The sequence below is a fragment of the Flavobacterium sp. C3NV genome (assembly GCF_046825355.2).
Taxonomy (GTDB): Bacteria; Bacteroidota; Bacteroidia; order Flavobacteriales; family Flavobacteriaceae; genus Flavobacterium.
In genome coordinates, this window is record NZ_JBKQBJ020000013.1 from 23,248 (window position 1) to 43,666 (window position 20,419).

Annotated in this window: 11 protein-coding genes; 10 read left to right on the plus strand and 1 reads right to left on the minus strand. The window is 36.5% G+C overall.

Annotated elements, in window-relative coordinates; all coding sequences use genetic code 11:
* Positions 1-14: 14 nt before the first annotated feature.
* From ACIDC4_RS17755 to ACIDC4_RS17770, 4 genes are read left to right on the plus strand one after another with little or no spacing between them, the layout of a single operon-like run.
* Positions 15-1,706, plus strand: coding sequence for a RagB/SusD family nutrient uptake outer membrane protein (locus ACIDC4_RS17755; RefSeq protein WP_412043591.1), 1,692 nt, complete (start codon positions 15-17; stop codon positions 1,704-1,706).
* A gap of 19 nt (positions 1,707-1,725) precedes the next feature.
* Positions 1,726-3,123, plus strand: coding sequence for a DUF4960 domain-containing protein (locus tag ACIDC4_RS17760; RefSeq protein WP_412043592.1), 1,398 nt, complete (start codon positions 1,726-1,728; stop codon positions 3,121-3,123).
* Positions 3,124-3,143: 20 nt separating this feature from the next.
* Entirely contained in the window at positions 3,144-4,697 is a 1,554-nt protein-coding gene (locus ACIDC4_RS17765) for a glycoside hydrolase domain-containing protein (RefSeq protein ID WP_412043593.1), read from the plus strand.
* Between the two features lie 23 nt (positions 4,698-4,720).
* Positions 4,721-5,623: a carbohydrate kinase family protein gene (locus ACIDC4_RS17770; RefSeq protein WP_412043594.1), complete on the plus strand. Its 903-nt coding sequence runs from the start codon at positions 4,721-4,723 to the stop codon at positions 5,621-5,623.
* A 94-nt stretch (positions 5,624-5,717) separates the two neighbouring features.
* On the opposite strand, the gene ACIDC4_RS17775 is transcribed toward ACIDC4_RS17770, so the two are convergent.
* On the minus strand, positions 5,718-6,116 hold the full coding sequence (locus tag ACIDC4_RS17775; RefSeq protein ID WP_412043595.1) for a winged helix-turn-helix transcriptional regulator: 399 nt from the start codon (positions 6,114-6,116) through the stop codon (positions 5,718-5,720).
* Between the two features lie 99 nt (positions 6,117-6,215).
* Between ACIDC4_RS17775 and ACIDC4_RS17780 the strand changes: the two genes are divergently transcribed.
* The 6 genes from ACIDC4_RS17780 to ACIDC4_RS17805 all read left to right on the plus strand — a co-directional run bounded on the left by ACIDC4_RS17780 (position 6,216) and on the right by ACIDC4_RS17805 (position 20,416).
* On the plus strand, positions 6,216-6,338 hold the full coding sequence (locus ACIDC4_RS17780; RefSeq protein ID WP_412043596.1) for a hypothetical protein: 123 nt from the start codon (positions 6,216-6,218) through the stop codon (positions 6,336-6,338).
* Positions 6,325-7,506 carry an MFS transporter gene (locus tag ACIDC4_RS17785; RefSeq protein WP_412043597.1) on the plus strand — a complete coding sequence of 394 codons (1,182 nt, stop codon included), beginning with the start codon at positions 6,325-6,327 and terminating at the stop codon, positions 7,504-7,506. Before ACIDC4_RS17780 ends, ACIDC4_RS17785 begins: the two co-directional genes overlap by 14 nt.
* A 384-nt stretch (positions 7,507-7,890) precedes the next feature.
* The gene (locus ACIDC4_RS17790; RefSeq protein ID WP_412043598.1) at positions 7,891-10,446 is read left to right on the plus strand and encodes an adenosylcobalamin-dependent ribonucleoside-diphosphate reductase; all 2,556 of its coding nucleotides are present in this window, start codon (positions 7,891-7,893) and stop codon (positions 10,444-10,446) included.
* Positions 10,447-10,841: 395 nt separating this feature from the next.
* Entirely contained in the window at positions 10,842-14,882 is a 4,041-nt protein-coding gene (locus tag ACIDC4_RS17795; protein ID WP_412043599.1) for a two-component regulator propeller domain-containing protein, read from the plus strand.
* A 1,058-nt stretch (positions 14,883-15,940) separates the two neighbouring features.
* Positions 15,941-17,338 carry a hypothetical protein gene (locus ACIDC4_RS17800; RefSeq protein WP_412043600.1) on the plus strand — a complete coding sequence of 466 codons (1,398 nt, stop codon included), beginning with the start codon at positions 15,941-15,943 and terminating at the stop codon, positions 17,336-17,338.
* 45 nt (positions 17,339-17,383) lie between these two features.
* Entirely contained in the window at positions 17,384-20,416 is a 3,033-nt protein-coding gene (locus tag ACIDC4_RS17805) for a SusC/RagA family TonB-linked outer membrane protein (protein ID WP_230039317.1), read from the plus strand.
* Positions 20,417-20,419 lie beyond the last annotated feature (3 nt).

Below are 20,419 nucleotides of genomic sequence, written 5' to 3' on the forward strand. Positions count from 1 at the left end.
TAAATCAAAAAAAAATGAAAAAATTACTATATATAACCGGCTTTTTAGTACTTGGAATGTTGGGTTCCTGTTCAGATTTTCTCGAAAATGATCCTCGTGGTGTACTTTCAGAAGAAGATATTGTGACACCGCAATCGGTAGAAGGATTTATGAATGCAGCTTATGCACAATTAGGCAACGACCATTATGATTCACCGTACAGTTTATGGCCTTTTGGAAATGTGCGTTCTGATGATGCGTACAAAGGAGGAAGCGGAACAAACGACATTCAGGATTTTCACTTTTTCGAAGTGTCCAATAATATCCGACCTGATTTTGCCGAATTAGACAATTTCTGGTACATCAGTTATGTGGGGGTTTCAAGAGCGAATAAAGCCTTGAAAGCATTAGAACAAATTTCAGAAGCTGATTATCCGTTGAAAAAAACGCGTATTGCTGAAATGCGTTTCTTAAGAGGACATTTTTACTTTATGCTGAAAATTATGTTCAGAAGCGTTCCTTACATCACAGAAGATATTCCGGTGGAAAATTATAAAACGATCTCAAACAAAGTACTTTCAAACGAAGAACTTTGGAACAAAATTGCCGAAGATTTTCAGGCTGCAGCCGATGCTCTGCCGGAAACTCAGCCACAAGTAGGTCGTGCAACTCAAAAAGCAGCTTATGCTTATTTAGCCAAAACACGTTTGTATCAGGCGTATACGCAAGATGAAACGTATAAAGTTACTGGAATCAATCAACAGCATTTGCAGGAAGTAATTGCAGCGACAGATAAAGTAATTGGGAAAGCAAGTTTAGAGCCTGATTTCGCTAACAACTTCTTGCCGGGAACTTTTGAAAACGGGACAGAATCTATTTTCTCTATTCAGTTTTCTGATAATGATGGAACTTTATACGGAAGATTAAATTTTTCAGATGTCCTTTCTACGCCTCAGGGTTTAGGATGCTGCGATTTTCATAAACCAAGTCAGAACTTAGTAAATGCCTTTAAAACAGGAACTAATGGTTTGCCGGAATTTGATACTTATAACGATCAGGATTTTGATTACAAAAACAGAGATGCCAATACGGTTGATCCAAGATTGTATCATACTGTTGCGATGCCGGGTTTACCATATAAATACGATCCTGAATTTTTGTACGTAGAAGCTTGGGTGAGATCTCCGGGAACATACGGTTATTTTGCTTCATTAAAAGAAAACGTAGCGCCAAACTGTAGTTGCGTAGTCAATATTGATCCGTTTTACGGAAACTCAAAAAACAGAATCCAGATTCGTTACGCCGATGTGATTTTGATGCGTGCCGAAGCCCTGATTGAATTAGGAAGACAATCAGAAGCTTTGCCATTAATCAATCAAATCAGAGAGCGTGCGGCGCAAAGTACAGGAAGACTTCCGTATGCAAAAAACTTTAAAATCAACACTTATGTAGACGGAAGCAATTGCAACTGGACACAGGATTTTGCTCGTAAAGCCTTGCGTTGGGAACGTCGTTTAGAACTGGCGATGGAAGGAAATCGTTTCTTTGATTTGGTTCGCTGGGGGGTAACTGATGAAGTAATGAATGCATTTTACAGTGAAGAAAAAACAAAACGTACCTATTATCAGGATGCCTTTTTTGATGCTCATAAAGAGGAGTATTGCCCAATTCCGTTAAAGCAAATTAATTTCAGTCAGGGATTGTACAAACAAAATTTAGGTTATTAATCTATTTTAAGAAATCAATATGAGAAAACTTATCAATACATACTGGGTCAAAGTGGCTGCAGTATTGGCTATCGTTTTTGTATTTACAGCCTGTGAAAATAGTTTTGAAAACGGAGGTTTTGATGTCAATTCGCCATCGAATGTTACTTCTTTTAAAACAAACGGAGTTGCAGGAACCATCGACCAGAAAACCGGAGCTATCAATATAACAATGCCTTACGGATCTGATATTACGGCTGTAAAACCTGAAATTGTTTTGGCAGAAGGAGCAACATCAAATCTGGATCTAAGTGCACCAATAAACTTCGCAAATCCTGTAAAGTTCAGAGTGGTAAACGGTAATTTGTACAAAGATTATACGGTGACAACGGTAGTTTCAAGTCCAATTAAGAGTTTTACTATTAATGGAGTTGCAGCAACAATAAACGATGTAAGCAAAACTATTACGATGACATTGCCCGAGAATACAAACCTGACAGCACTTCAGCCTGTAATCGTATTAACAGAAGGGGTTTCTATCTCGCCGGTTTCAGGAACTACGATTGATTTTAGTAATTCGGTAACTTTTGTAGTAACCTCAAATGGTAAAAGTGTTAATTATACAGCCAATGTGGGAGTTCCGGTAGCAGGTTTGGTAGTAGCCTTTTTAGGAACAGCAGCAACAAGATCTGGAATTACGAATATGGATGAAGTTGCAGCATCGAACTGGCTGTTTGATAATTTCCCTGGCGCCAGATATATTTCATTCGAAAGTGTTTTAAACGGAGCTGATTTAAGTGATGTTAACGTGATTTGGTGGCATTTTGATTCGGCTGCAAATTTACCTTCAGTGGCTTATAATCCTGCGGTAACAACAGCGCTCAAAAATTTCAGAACTAGCGGCGGGAATTTACTTTTAACCTCTTTTGCATCTCAATATGTAGATGCTTTAGGAATTGTTCCATCCGGAAAAGGACCTAATAATGTTTTTGGAGATTTTCCTCCAAACGGAAATGTAGATGGTAATTCATGGGGAATGTCATTTGTAGGTCATGAGAACCATCCAATATTTCAGGGATTAACCACTTTTGAAGCTGGAAAAGCCAATTTGCTGCAAGGCGGAACTTTCAGGTTAAATCATACCGCATGGTGGTTTTTACCGGAATGGGGAGGTTACGGAAACGGTGAAGGCTGGAGAAACCAAACCGGAGGAACCAATTTGGCCAGTGAAGCCTGGGACAATAATCTTGACGGAAGAGTTACTATTGCAGAGTTCCCAAATACAGCAACAGATAAAAATGTAATTGTGATCTCGATGGGAGCTTATGATTGGTATAATGAAGCTAATAGTTCCGGAGTACCAAGTCAGTCTAATGAGTTTATTACAAATATTAAGCTTTTGACACAAAACAGCATCAATTATCTGGCTGAGAAATAATTTATTTTCAATTCAAAAAAATGAAATACAGAAACATTATAACCATAGTTTCCATCTTCTTTTCGCTTGCCTCATGTAGTCAGGACGATAATTATACCGGAGGCTCGATTTCAGGAGGTAATACCGAAATAGCAAGTATTTTTCCTGTCCCGCCTTCACAGTGGATGGGTGCCAGTGATCCTTACTACAGTGCGGGTTATACAGGAGATATCATGCCATTTTTCGATAACGGAAAATTTCATATTTACTTCCTTCACGACGCTCAGAATAAACCTGCCGGAAAGGGATTTCATGATATTCATGAATACTTGAGTACAGATTTAGCCCATTTTACTTACGAAGGGCAAATGATTCCATATGGAAAAACTACTGATCCTGATTTTGCCGTTGGCACAGGATCAGTTGTAAAAGTCGGTAATATTTATTACTTTTATTATACAGGCCATAATGAAACGCCAGCTTTTGTGCAGTCAAATGCCAGAGAAAGTGTTTTATGTGCGACAAGTTCTGATCTAAAAAACTGGACAAAAGTGCCTTCATTTAAGATTACAGCACCAGCCGGATATTACAATTATGATTTTAGAGATCCGCATGTGTTTTACAACGATGAGCTTAAAAAGTATTCGATGTTGGTAAGCACACAAACAGAACCAGGCCGAAAAGCAGTTTTGCTGCATTTTACAAGTGCTGATCCGGTTTCTGGAAAGTGGGATGTTCAAACGCCAATTTACACTACAACTCCTCAGGAAAATTATCTGATGATGGAATGTGCCGATATCTTCAAAATGGGAAGTTACTGGTATTTGATTTTTTCTGAAAATTGGAGTGCTAATAAAGGAACACATTACAAAATGTCAACTTCTATCAACGGGCCATGGACAACGCCGGAAATTGACAGGATCGACGGAGAATATTTTTATGCCGGAAAAACAGCTTCTGACGGAAACAAAAGATATGTTTTTGGATGGAATGCCAGAAAAACACCTGAAAATGATTTAGGAAATAAAGATTGGGCCGGAAATATGGTAATTCATGAGCTAACGCAAAATGCAGATGGAACCTTAGCAACCCAGTCACCGCAAAAGGTAAAAGATTTATTTTCTAAAAAAGTAACGCCCGAAGTAGAGACAACTTTAGGAGATGTAACAGCAACATCAGGAACTTATACCTTGTCAGGCGCAACAAATAAAGCTTTATTAACGTTTAAAACTATAGGTAAAAAAGCAAAACTAAAAGCTGATCTTACTTTATCTGGTTCAAATGGTACTTCAGGATTTGTTTTTCATACCAATGAAACCGGAAGTTATTATAAAATTGTACTGGATATTGCTAAAGGTAAAATAATAGGATATAATTCAGCATCGCAGGAAGCAACCGCAATACCGTTTAAGCTGCAAGCAAATACAAAATACGATGTTGAGATAATTGTTGAAGGAAGTGTAGTGGTATTTTACATCAACGGAAAAGTGGCTTTAACGAATCGAATTTACGGAAGAGACAAAAATAAATGGGGATTAATTGCTGAAGGACAAAATAGTACGATTTCTAACCTTCAGATTACGCAACCGGAATAACATTAATATAAAATAGTTTTAGAATGAATAACGGAAAAAACCTTAAAGCTGTAGCCTACGGAGAAGTACTTTGGGATGTTTTTGATAACGAAAAAAAGATTGGCGGAGCGCCTCTTAATGTTGCTTTACGCATGAAAACATTAGGTTGCGATGTAGCCATGATTAGCTGCGTAGGAAAAGATGCTGACGGAGAAGCGATTATCAATCAGGTCAAAAGTCTGGGACTTGAAACGAATGCGATCATGCAGTCGGAAAATTTTCCAACCGGATTGGTGAATGTAACCTTAAACGAACGTGGTTCTGCAACTTATGAAATTGCTTATCCATCGGCCTGGGACAAAATTGTACTCAACGATTTTGCAAAAAAAGTTGTTGCCGATGCTGATGTGCTAATTTACGGCAGTTTGGTTTGCAGAGACGAAGTTTCAAGAAAATCTCTGGAAGAATTGTTACAGACAAAAGTATATAAGGTTTTTGATGTGAATTTAAGAAAGCCACATTATTCGTATGAGATTTTGGAGCAATTAATGCATTCGGCTAATTTTATAAAGTTTAATGACGAAGAATTATTAGAAATTGCCGAAGCCATGCATTCGCCTTTTACCGGTTTAGAAGAGAATATGCATTTTATGGCAGAAAAAACCAATGTTACGGCAATGTGCGTAACAAAAGGTAAACACGGCGCATTGCTAATGTGGGAAGGCAAACTTTATGATAATAGCGGATACCCTGTTGAGGTGTCAGATACAGTAGGGGCAGGCGATTCATTTTTGGCCGCATTAACTACTTCGCTGCTTACCGGAAAAGAACCTCAGGCAGCTATAGATTTTGCGTGCGCCATTGGCGCTTTGGTGGCCGCATCTCCGGGAGCAAATCCAGAAATTTCACATTCTAAAATTGAAAATTTAATGACTAAAGTTTCATAATATTTAGTCTTTTAATTGTTTTTTGAAGAACATTAAAGTAAAAACCACTCTCAAAAGGAGTGGTTTTTTTGTTGAAGAAATCCAAAAAATAATTTTATTCCTGCTCTACTAAGTTTTCTGTGTCCACAATACTTTTTTGCAACATAGTCTCTTTATGTTTTCCTCCCCAATTGCTAAGTTGTCTCCAAATAGGCACTAATTTTTCACTGATTTCGGTAAGCTCATATTCTACCCTTGGCGGAACTTCGGCATAAACAGTACGTTTTACCATTCCATCACGTTCCAGTTCGCGCAATTGCAAAGTAAGCATGCGCTCTGTAATGTTGCATATTTGATTTCTTAATTCTCCAAATCTAAGTTTTCCGTTTTCAAGCTTGCAAAGTATAAGTAGTTTCCAGCGACCGCCTATAAGGCATACAGCGTAGGTAAGATCGCAGGTCGCAAAATAATTTCTATTTTCTGAATTGGTAGATGTTTCTTTTCTTTTTGCCATTACTTACTTTTTTGTTAGTACCCCACAATGGGACGTGAATAGTGCAAAAATATAGCACTCGCAGTAATTTTGCAATTCTAATTCAAAATTTTAATAAACATGTTTACATACTCATTGATACTTATTATGGCGATAGCACTCACCGGAATACCAAGTCAGGGACAAACCATCAAAAATGCCATTTATTCATCACTAAACCCTGAAAGTAATGAAACTAAATAAAAAAATTGCCTACGTTGGATGTTTGGGAATGATTGGGATCATAACAACAGAATTTGGAATAATTGGCATCTTGCCACAAATTGCCGTTTATTACGAAATTACAATCGATAAAGCAGCTTATTTATTAAGTGCTTTTGCATTGGTTATTGCGCTTACGGGACCTTTTATGACTTTATTACTTTCGGGATTTGACAGAAAAAAGATCATGCTTGCGACTATTTTTATCTTTTTCTTTTCTACAATTGTTTCAGCGTTTTCTCCACCTTTTTGGCTTTTGATGATTGTTCGTATGTTGCCTGCATTTTTACAACCGGTTTATATTGCTACAGCAATTGCAGCTGCCGTAGCATCAGGAAAAAAAAGTCAGGAGAATCAATTAATGGGAATCGTTCTGGGCGGAATTGCATTGGCAATGGTTACAACCGTGCCATTTGCAACCTATCTGGCTAGTATTTTTAGCTGGCAGGTTTCGTTTTATATTCAGACAATTGTTAGTGCTTTAGCATTAGTGGCTATTTTTAAAACAATGCCAGACGGAGATATACCGGAGAAAAAATCATACGGAAGTCAGATCAGAATTTTAAAAGACAGCCCCTTTATATTAAGTACTGCAATGAACTTTTTTATGATCGCATCGTGGTTTTCAACTTACAGTTATTTTGCTGATTATTTAATAAAAACCAGAAAAGTAGACATGGCAACCATTAGTTATCTTTTGCTTTTGTTTGGCGTTGTAGGCGTTTTTTCTAATTGGTTGTCCGGAAAAATGCTGACCAAAAGCATAACAAAAACAGTTGCTTTTTTTCTTTGCGGAACTGTGATTATTCCAGTGATATTGGTCTACTCAGTAGATAGCATCTGGACAACTGTAATTGTCATTATTATATGGGGATTTTTTTATGCGCCCTGTTTTTTAAATGCTTCGGCCTATATGATTTCTGCTGCACCAAAATCTTTAGAATTTGCCAATAGTCTGGCAACTTCTTTTGGAAATCTGGGCGTATTTCTGGGTACGGCCGCCGGAGGATGGATTATTTCTCATAGCGCAATTAATAATATTCCGTGGGCAGGAATGGTCTTTGGAATTTTAGCTTTATTGATGGTAGTCTGGAGAAGTGTTTTAGAAAAGAAAAATAAAAAAGTGATACTAATTGATACTATAAATTAATAAAAAGAAATGCTTTCAGGTAAATTTTCCTGAAGGCATTTTTTATTATTTAGAACATATCAATAAAGCAATCAGAATTGAAATTTGACAAATCTCTTAATTAAAAATCAATCATTCAAAATAAGTAAGAAAAATTATCGCTTTATGTTTTTATTTAACTCATTCTCTCCATTATTATCATTCAATGATTTTTGTCATATTTTCTGTTAATTGTGAATCATAAATGTATTTATTTGTTAACTTTCTGATGTTTATAAATTTTTAATGTATTTGTTATCAAGTAATTAAATGTTATTTTTTGTAAACTTTTTTAATCTGATTTTTTTTAGAGTTTATTTGGTTCTAAATTTACCACTCGTAAAAAACGTCAAAAATATCATAATCATGGATGAATTATTAGCTGCAAAAAAGGAAACAATTATTTACACTCAGGATGAAGCAATTCAGGCTTCTTTAGAATATTTTAAAGGAGATAGTCTTGCGGCAACAGTTTGGGTAAGCAAGTATGCTCTTAAAGATTCTCAGGGTAATATTTTCGAAAAATCACCCAATGATATGCACCATCGTATTGCGTCAGAAATTGCGCGAATCGAAAGTCGGTATGCAAATCCGCTTAGCGAAAAAGAAGTTTTCGATCTCATTAAAGATTTTAAATATCTCGTACCTCAGGGAAGTCCGATGACCGGAATAGGGAATCCGTTTCAGGTAGCATCATTGTCGAATTGTTTTGTAATTGGTAATGATAACTCGGATTCGTATGGCGGAATCATGAAAACCGATCAGGAACAAGTTCAGTTAATGAAGCGAAGAGGAGGAGTAGGACATGATTTGTCGCATGTTCGACCAAAAGGTTCTCCGGTTAGAAATTCTGCTTTAACCTCTACAGGATTGGTTCCTTTTATGGAGCGTTATTCTAATTCTACCCGCGAAGTGGCTCAGGATGGACGTCGAGGTGCTTTGATGCTTTCGGTTTCTGTAAATCATCCCGATGCTGCCGATTTTATTGATGCTAAAATGGAACAGGGAAAAGTAACCGGTGCCAATGTATCAGTAAGAATTGATGATATTTTTATGAAAGCAGTAAAAGATGATGCTTTATACGAACAGAAATATCCTATTTTTAGCGAGAAACCATTGTATTCTAAAGTAATAAAAGCAAAAGAACTTTGGGACAAAATCATACACAATGCCTGGAAATCGGCTGAGCCTGGAATTTTATTCTGGGATACTATTATTAATGAATCTTTGCCGGACTGTTATGCTGATTTAGGATACAAAACCTTATCTACGAATCCGTGTGGCGAAATCCCGCTTTGTGCTTATGATTCCTGTCGTTTACTGGCAATAAACCTTTTTTCGTATGTCATTCAACCTTTCACGAAAGTGGCCTCTTTTGATTTTGAACTTTTCAAAAAACATGTAGCCGCCGCTCAAAGAATAATGGATGATATTATTGATCTTGAACTGGAAAAAATTGACGCTATTTTAGAAAAAATCAATCAGGATCCGGAAAGTGATGAGGTGAAAATGGTAGAGAAAAACCTTTGGTTAAACATCAAACATAAAGCCAATGAAGGCCGTCGTACCGGAATTGGAATCACTGCCGAAGGTGATATGCTGGCAGCTCTAGGTTTACGTTACGGAAGCGACGAAGGTATTTTATTTGCCGAAAAAATTCATGAAACGCTTGCATTAGAAGCCTATCGTGGGTCAGTAAATTTGGCGAAAGAACGCGGAATGTTTGCTATCTACGATGCTAAAAGAGAGAAAAACAATCCGTTTTTACTTCGATTAAAAAAAGCTGATGCCGAGTTGTACAATCAAATGCAAAAATACGGCCGTCGTAATATTGCATTATTGACAATCGCACCAACGGGAACTACAAGTTTAATGACGCAAACCACATCTGGTATTGAGCCAGTTTTTCTTCCGGTTTATAAACGAAGAAGAAAAGTAAACCCAAATGATAAAGACGCCAGAGTTGATTTTGTAGATGAATTAGGAGATAGTTGGGAAGAATATGTGGTGTTTCATCACCGATTCAAAGAATGGATGCTGATCAACGGATACGATACTTCTAAAAACTACAGTCAGGAAGAAATTGATGTATTAGTCGAAAAATCGCCTTATTACAAAGCCACCAGTAATGATATCGACTGGCTGAACAAAGTAAAAATGCAGGGGAAAATCCAGAAATGGGTCGATCACTCGATTTCGGTTACTATAAATGTACCTAATGAAACACCAGAGGAAATGGTGAATAAATTGTACATGGAAGCCTGGGAAGCCGGATGTAAAGGTGTTACCGTATATCGTGATGGTTCACGTTCAGGAGTCTTGATTTCGAATACAGAAAAGAAAGAAGAACCAACAGAAACGCAATCGAATACTTTTACAACCAAACGTCCGCAAATATTAGAAGCTGATGTAGTGCGCTTTCAAAACAGTAAAGACAAATGGATCGCTTTTATCGGATTATTAGATGGCAAACCTTATGAGATTTTTACTGGTTTGGTAGATGATGAAGATGGTATTTTGATTCCGCGTTGGGTTTCTGAAGGCTTGATTATCAAAAATAAAAACGAAGACGGAAATACCCGTTACGATTTTCAATATAAAAATACAAGAGGTTACAAAACCACGATCGAAGGACTTTCGCATAAGTTTAATCCGGAATATTGGAATTATGCCAAACTAATCTCAAGTACCCTAAGACACGGAATGCCTATTGATAAAGTAGTAGATTTAATTAGCAGTTTACAACTAGACAGCGAATCTATAAATACCTGGAAAAATGGCGTATCACGTGCCCTGAAACGTTATATCGTAGACGGCACAGAAGTACGCGGACAAAAATGCAGCAATTGCAACTCAGATAATCTTATTTATCAGGAAGGCTGTCTTACATGTAGTGATTGCGGTTCGTCTAAATGCGGTTAAAAGTTTTTTGCCACGAAGGCGCTAAGACGCTAAATTTTTTATAAAGTTTTTTCCACAAAGGCGCTAAGACACGAAGTTTTTTATAAAGTTTTTTCTACCAAGACGCTAAGACGCAAAGTTTTTTTATAATCTATAAATGATTGAAAGCTTTGTGACTTGGTGCCTTCTTGGCATTTTTTATTTTACCCAAAGCAATAGAGAATCTTAGTGCCTTTGTGCCTTCTTGGCATTAACTTTTTTTCACGTAGGGATTATTTTATTAAAAAGTAAGATCAAGGTAAAATCCTATAAACACTGGGATGAAAGTGATTTTTATAACTATATTTTTATGATATATATAGAAATTTAGCTTATAATTGTACTATTTACACAAAATCAAAAAAATACCTTTTATTTTGAAGTATTTAGTTTTACTTTTTATACTGCTATTGGGGTTTTCTCCATTGAGTTATGCACAGGACAATCCTGTAAAATTTCTTGATATTTCTGATGGATTGTCTAACAATTCCGTGACCACTATTTTTCAGGATAGCGACGGTTATATGTGGTTTGGGACTTACGATGGACTCAATCGTTATGACGGCTATAATTTTAAAGTTTTCCGTAACCGAATCAACGATAAAAAATCATTGTTGTTCAATACAATCTATAATATCGAGGGAGATTCCAAAAAAAATATTTGGGTCGGCGGTTCCAATGGTATTTGTATTTACAACAAAACTACAGCCACATTTCATAATGTACAATATACTGTATCGGGTAAAAAACCTGAGGTTTTAAAAGATATTATTCACCAGATGCGTTCTGTTTCGGATAATTTGGTTTTAGTAGCTTCTCAAAACTTAGGTTTAATTGCTTTCGAAAACGGCTCTTTTGTTGGGAAACACATTGCTTTAAATGTTCCCGGAAACAGAATCACCGTCAATAATTATGACGCGATTGCGATTCAGGATGATAAAAAAAATAACCGTTGCTGGGTGTATATCAGGAATGTTGGGGTTTGCAGTTACAGCTATTCTTCTAAAAATTTAAAGGTCGTTTTTCCGCTTTCAATAGAAGTTAAAGCAATGAAACTGGCTGCTGACGGGAACTTATTATTAGGAACCGATGAAGGTTTGTTTCTCTTTAATACCAAATCCGGTGTGCTGTCAGAGAATTACTTTTCGACCAAAAGCAGCGTTACCGATCTTCTTTTAGATAAAAAAAATGAAATCTGGATTACCACAGACGGTTCCGGAATTTATAAAGTCATTGGTAACAGTAAAAAAGCTATTCCGGCAAATGCAATAAAAGAAAATCAGGTTGCCAAAAGTAATTCGGTTTGGAGTTTATACGAAGATAAATCAGGCAACAAATGGTTTGGTTCTTTGCGCGGCGGAATCAGTATGCTCAGCAATACGCCTAAATATTTTAAAAGCATCAAATACAACTCAAAAGATCTGGTTGAAAACTTTATCCTTTCTTTTTGCGAAGACGAAAAAAACAATGTGTGGGTTGGTACAGATGGTGCAGGTTTAAAATATTGGGATCGAAAAAATAATACCTATACCAATTACAGCAACAAACTTTCGAGCAAATTTATTACGGGAATTGTACGCGACAATAACAACGAAATCTGGCTTTCGACCTGGGCTGGAGGCATAAATAAAATTAACCCAAAAAACAATTCGGTTACACCATATTCCTGCTACAATCCATACACGAAACAAATCGAAAAAAATATTTGGTTTGTTTACAAAGATTCAAAAGCTAATATCTGGGCAAGTGGTACAAACGAAGGTGCTTTGTATTTTTTAGACAGAGAAAAAAACAGTTTCACACTTTTTGATCCGTCGGTTACGAATTTGCAATGCATGACCGAAACCAGCGACGGAAAATTGTGGGCAGGAAATTATAGTTCTTTATTTTCTATCGAAAAAGCAACCCGAAAAATCAATAAAATTACGATAGGAAATCCCGTAAGATGCATTCACGAAGACAAGGATAAAAACCTCTGGCTGGGAACACAGGAAGGTGGTTTATTGTTGTTTGACCGAAAAACAAATACTTTTAAAAGACTGACCACAGATGATGGTTTGCCTTCGAACACGGTTTTAAGATTGCTCGAAGATAAAGAAGGCAATCTCTGGATGAGTACCTACAACGGTATTTGCAGATACGATAAAAAGAGAAAAACATTCCGTAATTTTTCTGTCAATGATGGTTTGCAAAGCAATCAGTTTAGTTTTAATGCCGGCCTTAAATTGTCTACAGGAGAATTTTTGTTTGGAGGAATAAACGGTTTTAATGCCTTTTTTCCCGAAGCCATAAAAGGATTCAATCAAAAAAACAACTTACTGCTGTCTGATTTTTATGTCAACAATTTACCTATCGAAGAAAGCAAAAACGACTTAGAGTGGGAGAATGGTAAAATCGAACAAGTAAGCCTTCCGTACGATCAAACCACTTTATCTCTCGAGTTTGTAGCTTTGGATTATAACAATGCCGACAAAATAAATTACGCCTATTATTTAGAAGGCTGGGACGAACAATGGAATTATGTGGGTCAGGCCCGAAAAGCCAATTATGCGAGATTAACCGAGGGGAAATATATTTTTAAAGTAAAAACAACCAATTTTAAAGGTGGCTGGAATAAAGAAGTAAGCTTGATTACCATCGAAGTTTTGCCACCATGGTACAGAGCCTGGTGGGCGTATGCATTGTATTTACTGGCGGGTATTGGTGCTATTTTTGCCTATTTGGAATACAATAAAAACAAAGAAAAACTAAAGTATAAAGTCAAGATTGCTGAACTGGAAAGCAAGAAAGAAAAGGAAATTGCCGAGAAACAATCCTCGATGTTTACCTATATATCGCACGAATTTAGAACGCCGCTTTCGCTGATTATAAATCCGTTGAAAAAAGCAGTGCAGAAAGAAAGTGTACAAAATGGTTCTTCGGGAAGTGATTTGGCGATTGCGCACAGAAACGCCAGAAGACTTTTGAGTCTGGTCGATCAGTTGTTGCTTTTCAGGAAAGCAGAGAATGATGCAGATTCACTCAGATTATCTCCTATAAACGTGAATAATCTTTGTAATGAAGTATACCAATGTTTTGTAAATCAGGCAAAAGATAAAAGTATTCGATACAATTTTGGTATTCCGGATCATGAAATTGTGATCATTGGCGATTATGAAAAAATCGAAATTTCGTTGTTCAATTTAATGTCAAATGCCTTTAAATACACTCCAATTGGCGGAGAAATCAATCTTAAACTTACAGAAAACGATTACGAAGTTTTCTTAGAAATTTCGGATAGCGGAGATGGAATCGAAGCCAAAGATATTGAAGTGATTTTCGAAAAATTCAAACAAATAAAATCGAAAGTATCCATAGGAACCGGTTTCGGAATCGGGCTTTATATCGTAAAACATTTTGTCGACAAACACAAAGGAACCGTAAGCTGTACCAGTGAAATTGGCAAAGGAAGTACTTTTAAACTCACATTCCTAAAAGGAGACAGCCATTTTGATAATGTCGAAATTACAAATGAAATTCCAAAAAGAAGCCAGTTATTTGATGAACTTATTATAGATGATGGTCAGGAGAATCAGGCTGCGAATCCTTCAGTTTCAGAAAATGATTTCCAGAAAATCATGCTTACAGATAAGCGTACGGTTTTGATTATTGATGATAATGTCGAAATAAGAGCTTATCTGATCAAATTATTTTCTGAATCCTATATTGTTTACAGCGCCGAAAATGGGGAAGAAGGTCTAAAACTAACCAAGAAACACATGCCTGATCTGGTGATTAGTGATATCACGATGGAAGAAATGGATGGTTTGGAATTGTGCCGAAAAATAAAAGAAAATGACGCATTGTCTCACATTCCGGTTATTTTATTAACCGCATCAAAAAATCCCGAAACGCATCTGCAGGGTATCAACGACGGAGCCGATGATTATATCACCAAACCTTTTGATGATGATATTCTCGTAGCGCGTGTAGAATCGCTACTAAGAAACCGCAGCAATTTGCGCACCTATTTCTTAGATAGTATCACGCTCAAAGAAAACACCCAGAAAGTACCGCAGGAATATCAGGAAATCCTAAAAAAGTGTATCGATATTGTCGAAGCCAATATTCATAAAAGAGATTTTACAATAAAAAACTTTGCCCTCGAAATGGGAATGAGCCATAGAACATTGTACACGAAAATTAAAATCATTTCCGGCCAGACTTTAAATGCATTTATCCGTTCGGTTCGAATTCGAAGAGCGGCCATGTTAATGCTTACCGAAGATATCAATATTACCCAGGCAAGTGCCGAAGTCGGTTTTGAAGATCCTAAATATTTCAGACAGCAATTTGTAAAACTCTTTGGGATGACACCTTCAGAATACATCAAAAAGTACAAGAGTTCTTTCAACTCAGATCTTAATGTTATTAAATAATTCTAAAGCATTTTTCACGTTCAAACCTGTCATTTCGATTTCATGATCAGCCAAAATCTTTTTTTTCAGGAGCTAATCCCGCTATTCGCTACAATCTTTTGTTCCGAACCCCGGAACAAAAGGATTTCCACTTCTATCGGGGCTAGGGCAATCATTTTCATAATAATATTTTCGTCTGGTTTGTCATTTCGACTGAAGGGAGAAATGACAAAATAATAATCATTTTTAATATTTATGATGAAAATCAATTTCTTGTTTTTTAAACGGATTAATCCATTATTTGAATTTCGAATACCCAATGTTGTCATTTCGACGGAGGAGACTCGAGCGATAGCGAACAGACGAAGTAAATCTCCGCAAGTAACTCCGTAACGAAAGTCTAATTTTTGTCGAGCTTCTCGTCGAGATTTCTCCTCCGTCGAAATGACAAATCTTGAGTTGATATCTTATTGTCGAAAAAACGCAAACGTTTTAGCTGTAAAACATCATTTTATTTACTAATTACATATAATTCAAAAATAGACTGGTATTTTTTCATAGTCCTTAATTTTTAATCCAAAATAATAGTTAATTGCAATTTTGACCTCCTTTTTTTTCCATTTTACCCCTCCTTAAAAGTGTTGAATATACATTTCTTTGTACTTATAGTAATCTGTTAGTTGAATTACTGTGTATAATATAAGTGTTTATTTTACGATAAGTTTTTTGATCTGTTTAAAGGAATTGAGCCTTCTTTAAAATAAGATAGTAAGAGTTGGTTTTACATGTTTACTTATCAAACCCGCAGTGAAAACTGCGGGGTAAAATAAAGGTTAATTATACAATTAGATCAATAAGAAGTTGTCTTATTAAGACGAGAAGTATATAAATAAAAAAAAGAAAAAAGTAGCTAACAATTAACCAAACTCATCCATATGAAAATAACCACATAATGAATTTTTTGTTCTTCTGTTTTTCCCCTAAAAAAATAGCAGCAACAATATCCTCACAAATTAAACCTACAGAATTTTTTAAACTATCACTTTACAATACCTAACTAACCTAACCTTAAAAATCAAATGAAAAAAAATGTATTTTTATTTTTTCTTGCTGTTTTTGCTGTTCTTTTTACAGGATGTCAAAATAACGAATCTGATTTTCCAAGTTCTGATAATCCTACTGTTGTTGTTTCAACAAAGGAAATTTACGGAGCACCAAGCAGGAAATTTGAAATTAAAGCCGCTTTGGCTGACGATTTAGGATTAAAAAGCGTGAGAATTCAAATCCCTGAATTATCACTGGACAAAGTCATTGCTTTTGCAACTGATCCCTTACTTAAATCATACGACTTAAGTTATTTTTTTGAAATTCCTGCCAATAGAGGAACCTCTGAAGCTTTCAAAATAAAATTAACGATTACCGATGTTTCAGGAAATGCAATTGATGAAGACATCAACTTACGTCTTGACGGAGAATTTGCTGCGCCATCAATCACAATGATTACTCCAAAAGAAGGAGCCGTTATTTTATTGTCGACAAGCAATAAAATGCCAGTAAATTTTGTTGTGAATGACGATTCAGGAATCGATTTTATTCAAATTCAGTGTGCTGCATTGGGTATCGACGAAACAGTTCAGTTAACAGGATCTCCACAATCGTATACTTTCAATAAAACCTATACATTACCGGTAACGGCTGATAATTATGTTTTAACAATTACGGCAAAAGACAAATTTGCGATTCCGAATACTGGAACGTTAAGCGTAAATGTTGTGGCTACAAATGAATATCCGGCAATTTACTTATGCGATCAGCCAAAAGGCACAAACCTTACTACTGATGCGGTTGGAGTTCCAATGTATTTCCACAATAAAGAAGGGCAAGATTTCGAATTCAAATATTATGCAGATAAAGACAATAAAGAGATTTATTTCTTAGGTCAGGAATCTGATTTTGCGCCACATTGTTTTGGCTTAAATGCTTCGGGAGAATTGGCAGATGATGTTGCTTCGACACCAATTATCTTACCTACAAAAGGATATTATGTAATCAAAGTAAATCCGAACACTTTAAAATATACTGCAACTAAATATACGCCATCAAGCAAAGTCTGGGCTGATGTAGCCAACGGATTATGGCATGATGAAGAAGCCAAAAGAAGACCTTTCGTAAGTGTTTGCGGTGCCGGAATTCAGGGTGCTGACTGGGATACCTGGACGGCTTGGGTTCAAACAGGATTACACTTAGCCAACAACCCAAATAATCCTTACCAATTAGTAGGAGAGTATACGCTGACAGGAACTATGGAGGCAACTTTTACAGGTCAGTGGTGGAATCCATCATGGAGGTTAATCAAAAACGGGGTGGCTACAATGTCGCCGGGAGAAAACGGAAATGCTAAATATCCTGCAGCTCCGGGAGTTTACAAAGTGGTGCTGGATACCGAATTGGAAAGACTTTTTGTTACTAAAAAATAGTAGCTTATCATCTGGCTATAACATTTAATTAAAAAATATCTTAATATGAAATATAGATTTATATGGTTGTTTATTACCATGTTGTGCAGTGCTGCAACGTTTGGTCAAATAACAGTAAAAGGAACCGTAAAGGATAAAGGCAATGTGCCCATTCCGGGAGTAAACTTATTGGTAAAAGGATCTGCAAGTACAGCGGCTACAGATTTTGATGGAAATTTTACGATTTCTGTTCCAAATAAAAATTCTCAGATCGAGTTTTCGTTCATTGGCTTTGCCAATAAAACAATTTCGGTAGGAGAGCAAACTGTTCTGAATGTGACTCTTGAAGAATCAAGCCAAGTATTAGACGAGATTGTTGTGGTAGGTTATGCCGCGGTAAAAAAGAGCGATGTAACGAGTTCGATTTCTTCTATAAAAGGAAAAGAATTACAAACCATGACTGTGGGTAACGTTGCAGAATCTTTGCAGGGTAAAGTTGCCGGAGTTCAGGTTACAGGTCAGGGTGGTCCTGGCGCTCAGCCAAGGGTTTTAATTCGTGGAATTTCTACGGTAAACCTTAACACAGATCCGCTTTATGTGATCGACGGAATCCCGATGGGAACGAGCATCAACTTTTTGAGCAACAATGAGATTGAATCGATGGAAGTATTAAAAGATGCTTCTGCAAGTGCCATTTACGGTTCAAGAGCTTCGAACGGAGTTATTTTGATCACGACCAAAAAAGGTAAAAGCGGTCAGACAAGATTCAATTTTGATTTAAGTTCAGGGATTCAGATGATGAATAACCCTTATAATATGGCAGATGCTGAAGGCTACGCTAGTATTATGAACAAAGCTTACAACAATTCAGGATATGCAGATTATTTGCCAAATCCGTCTCAATACAGAGGAAAAACTACTGATTGGTGGAAAGCTGGAATTAAGTCCGGAGCGCCTGTAACGAATGCTTCTTTGGGAGTTAGCGGAGGTTCTGACAAACATACTTATTCTATTAGTTTAAACTATTATAACTCAGAATCTATTTATGAAGTGGGAGGATGGGAAAGAATCACGATGAGAATCAACAACGATTTTAAATTCTCGGATAAATTTTCTGCCGGAATTACTTTAAATCCTCGTTACGAAACTTACGGAGCTCCTGGAAACTGGGCTGATTTTGATAAAATTGATCCTATTACGCCAGTTTACAAACCAGCAGATCAATTGACTGGATTAGAAAACGAATACAGCATTTTTGCACGTTCTCCTTCATACATCTGGAATCCTGTTGCATCTGTAAAACGTTATGATGATTTTACAGATCAGTACAACTTAAATACAAACGGTTATTTGCAATATACGCCTATAAAAGGTTTGGTAATTCGTACTCAGGCTTCTGTAGAAGTAGGAGATAAAGTAAGAAGCAAATTTACGCCTGATTTCGTAATCGATGCGGCACACGAAAAAGCAGAGATCAATACAATCGAAAGATGGAATACAACAAATGTTGACTGGACATGGCAAAATACGATTACTTATTCAAGAGCATTTGCAGAAAAGCATAATTTCTCTTTAATGGTAGGTAATACTATGGAAGAATACAATGGTAAAGATCTTTGGGGATACGGAGAAGGAGTGCCTAACAATACTGATGCCATGAGAGAATTAAATGCTGCAACGAAAAACCGTAATAGCGGTGGTAACAGCTGGTCAAGTTCTTTGATGTCTTATATTTCTCGTTTCTCATACAATTATGACAGTAAATATTATTTTACAGGAACATTCAGACGTGATGGTTCTTCTAAATTCATGACGAATAATAAATGGGCCAATTTCCCATCGGCATCTGTTTCATGGAGAATTCTTAACGAAGGATTTATGGAATCTACAAAAGATGTTTTAAGCGATTTAAGATTTAGAGCCGGTTGGGGTAAAGTAGGAAATCAGGGATTACCAACAGCAGTTTATCAATCTAACATTGGTCAGGGATTTTATCCTATAGGCGATGTAGTGGGCGATACTTCATTCCCGTCATCAATGGCGAATAAAGACATCAAATGGGAAACAGTAGAAGATATGAGTTTTGGACTTGATTTCGGATTATGGAAAAACAAACTTTCTGGATCTTTAGAGTATTATCAAAAGAAAACCAAGGATATGTTGTTCCTGAAACAATTTCCAACTTACAGTGGTTTCCCGGACAATTCAAGAATCTGGTCAAACGTAGGTTCTATGCAATCAAGCGGTATTGATTTATTGGTTTCTTATAAAGATAAAAAAGGAGATTTCTCTTATGGAGTTGATGTTACTTTTACAACAGTAAACATAGAAATGCTGTCATTATCATCTGAAGGAGAAAGACTTTACGGAGCAGGAAACAGAACCCTAACGATGAAAGGTGAAGAACCTGGATTTTTCTACGGATATGTTGCTGACGGTTTATTCCAAAACCAAACACAATTGAATTCGCATACAGACGAGCACGGAACAAAATTACAGCCTTATGCTCAGGTAGGAGATGTTCGTTTTAAAGATGTAAACGGTGACGGAAAAATAGATGAAAAAGACCGTACAAAAATTGGTTCACCTTGGGCAGATTACAACGTGGGTCTGAATTTGAATTTTGCTTACAAACAATTTGATTTAGTAGCCAACTTTTACTCCAGTATTGGAAATGAAATCGTAAACGAAAACATTTCGGATTTATACAATGGTGCAAGCTTAACCAACAAAGTAAGCGGCTTAGAGCAAATGGCCTGGCATGGCGAAGGAACTTCAAACCGTGTTCCTCGTTTGTCTAAAGATGATAACAACGAAAACTTTACCAAATTCTCTTCTTTATATGTTGAAGATGGTTCGTTTGTACGTATGAAAAACCTTCAGGTTGGATATTCGTTCTACAACAAATTTGGTTTAGATAAATTGAGAATCTCATTATCAGGACAAAATTTATGGACATGGACCAAATACGATGGTGTTGATCCTGAAGTTGCAGGAGGAGATCCTGACAAAGGCGACAGAGTAAAAGGAGCAGGTTTTGGAGGATGGAACTATCCGGTTCAGCCAACTATTTTGATGGGGCTTAATGTAGCATTTTAATAA

Coding starts and splice junctions, on each gene's coding strand:
- ACIDC4_RS17755 (WP_412043591.1), top strand. CDS start 15: ATGAAAAAATTACTATATATAACCGGCTTTTTAGTACTTGGAATGTTG.
- ACIDC4_RS17760 (WP_412043592.1), top strand. CDS start 1,726: ATGAGAAAACTTATCAATACATACTGGGTCAAAGTGGCTGCAGTATTG.
- ACIDC4_RS17765 (WP_412043593.1), top strand. CDS start 3,144: ATGAAATACAGAAACATTATAACCATAGTTTCCATCTTCTTTTCGCTT.
- ACIDC4_RS17770 (WP_412043594.1), top strand. CDS start 4,721: ATGAATAACGGAAAAAACCTTAAAGCTGTAGCCTACGGAGAAGTACTT.
- ACIDC4_RS17775 (WP_412043595.1), bottom strand. CDS start 6,116: ATGGCAAAAAGAAAAGAAACATCTACCAATTCAGAAAATAGAAATTAT.
- ACIDC4_RS17780 (WP_412043596.1), top strand. CDS start 6,216: ATGTTTACATACTCATTGATACTTATTATGGCGATAGCACTCACCGGA.
- ACIDC4_RS17785 (WP_412043597.1), top strand. CDS start 6,325: ATGAAACTAAATAAAAAAATTGCCTACGTTGGATGTTTGGGAATGATT.
- ACIDC4_RS17790 (WP_412043598.1), top strand. CDS start 7,891: ATGGATGAATTATTAGCTGCAAAAAAGGAAACAATTATTTACACTCAG.
- ACIDC4_RS17800 (WP_412043600.1), top strand. CDS start 15,941: ATGAAAAAAAATGTATTTTTATTTTTTCTTGCTGTTTTTGCTGTTCTT.
- ACIDC4_RS17805 (WP_230039317.1), top strand. CDS start 17,384: ATGAAATATAGATTTATATGGTTGTTTATTACCATGTTGTGCAGTGCT.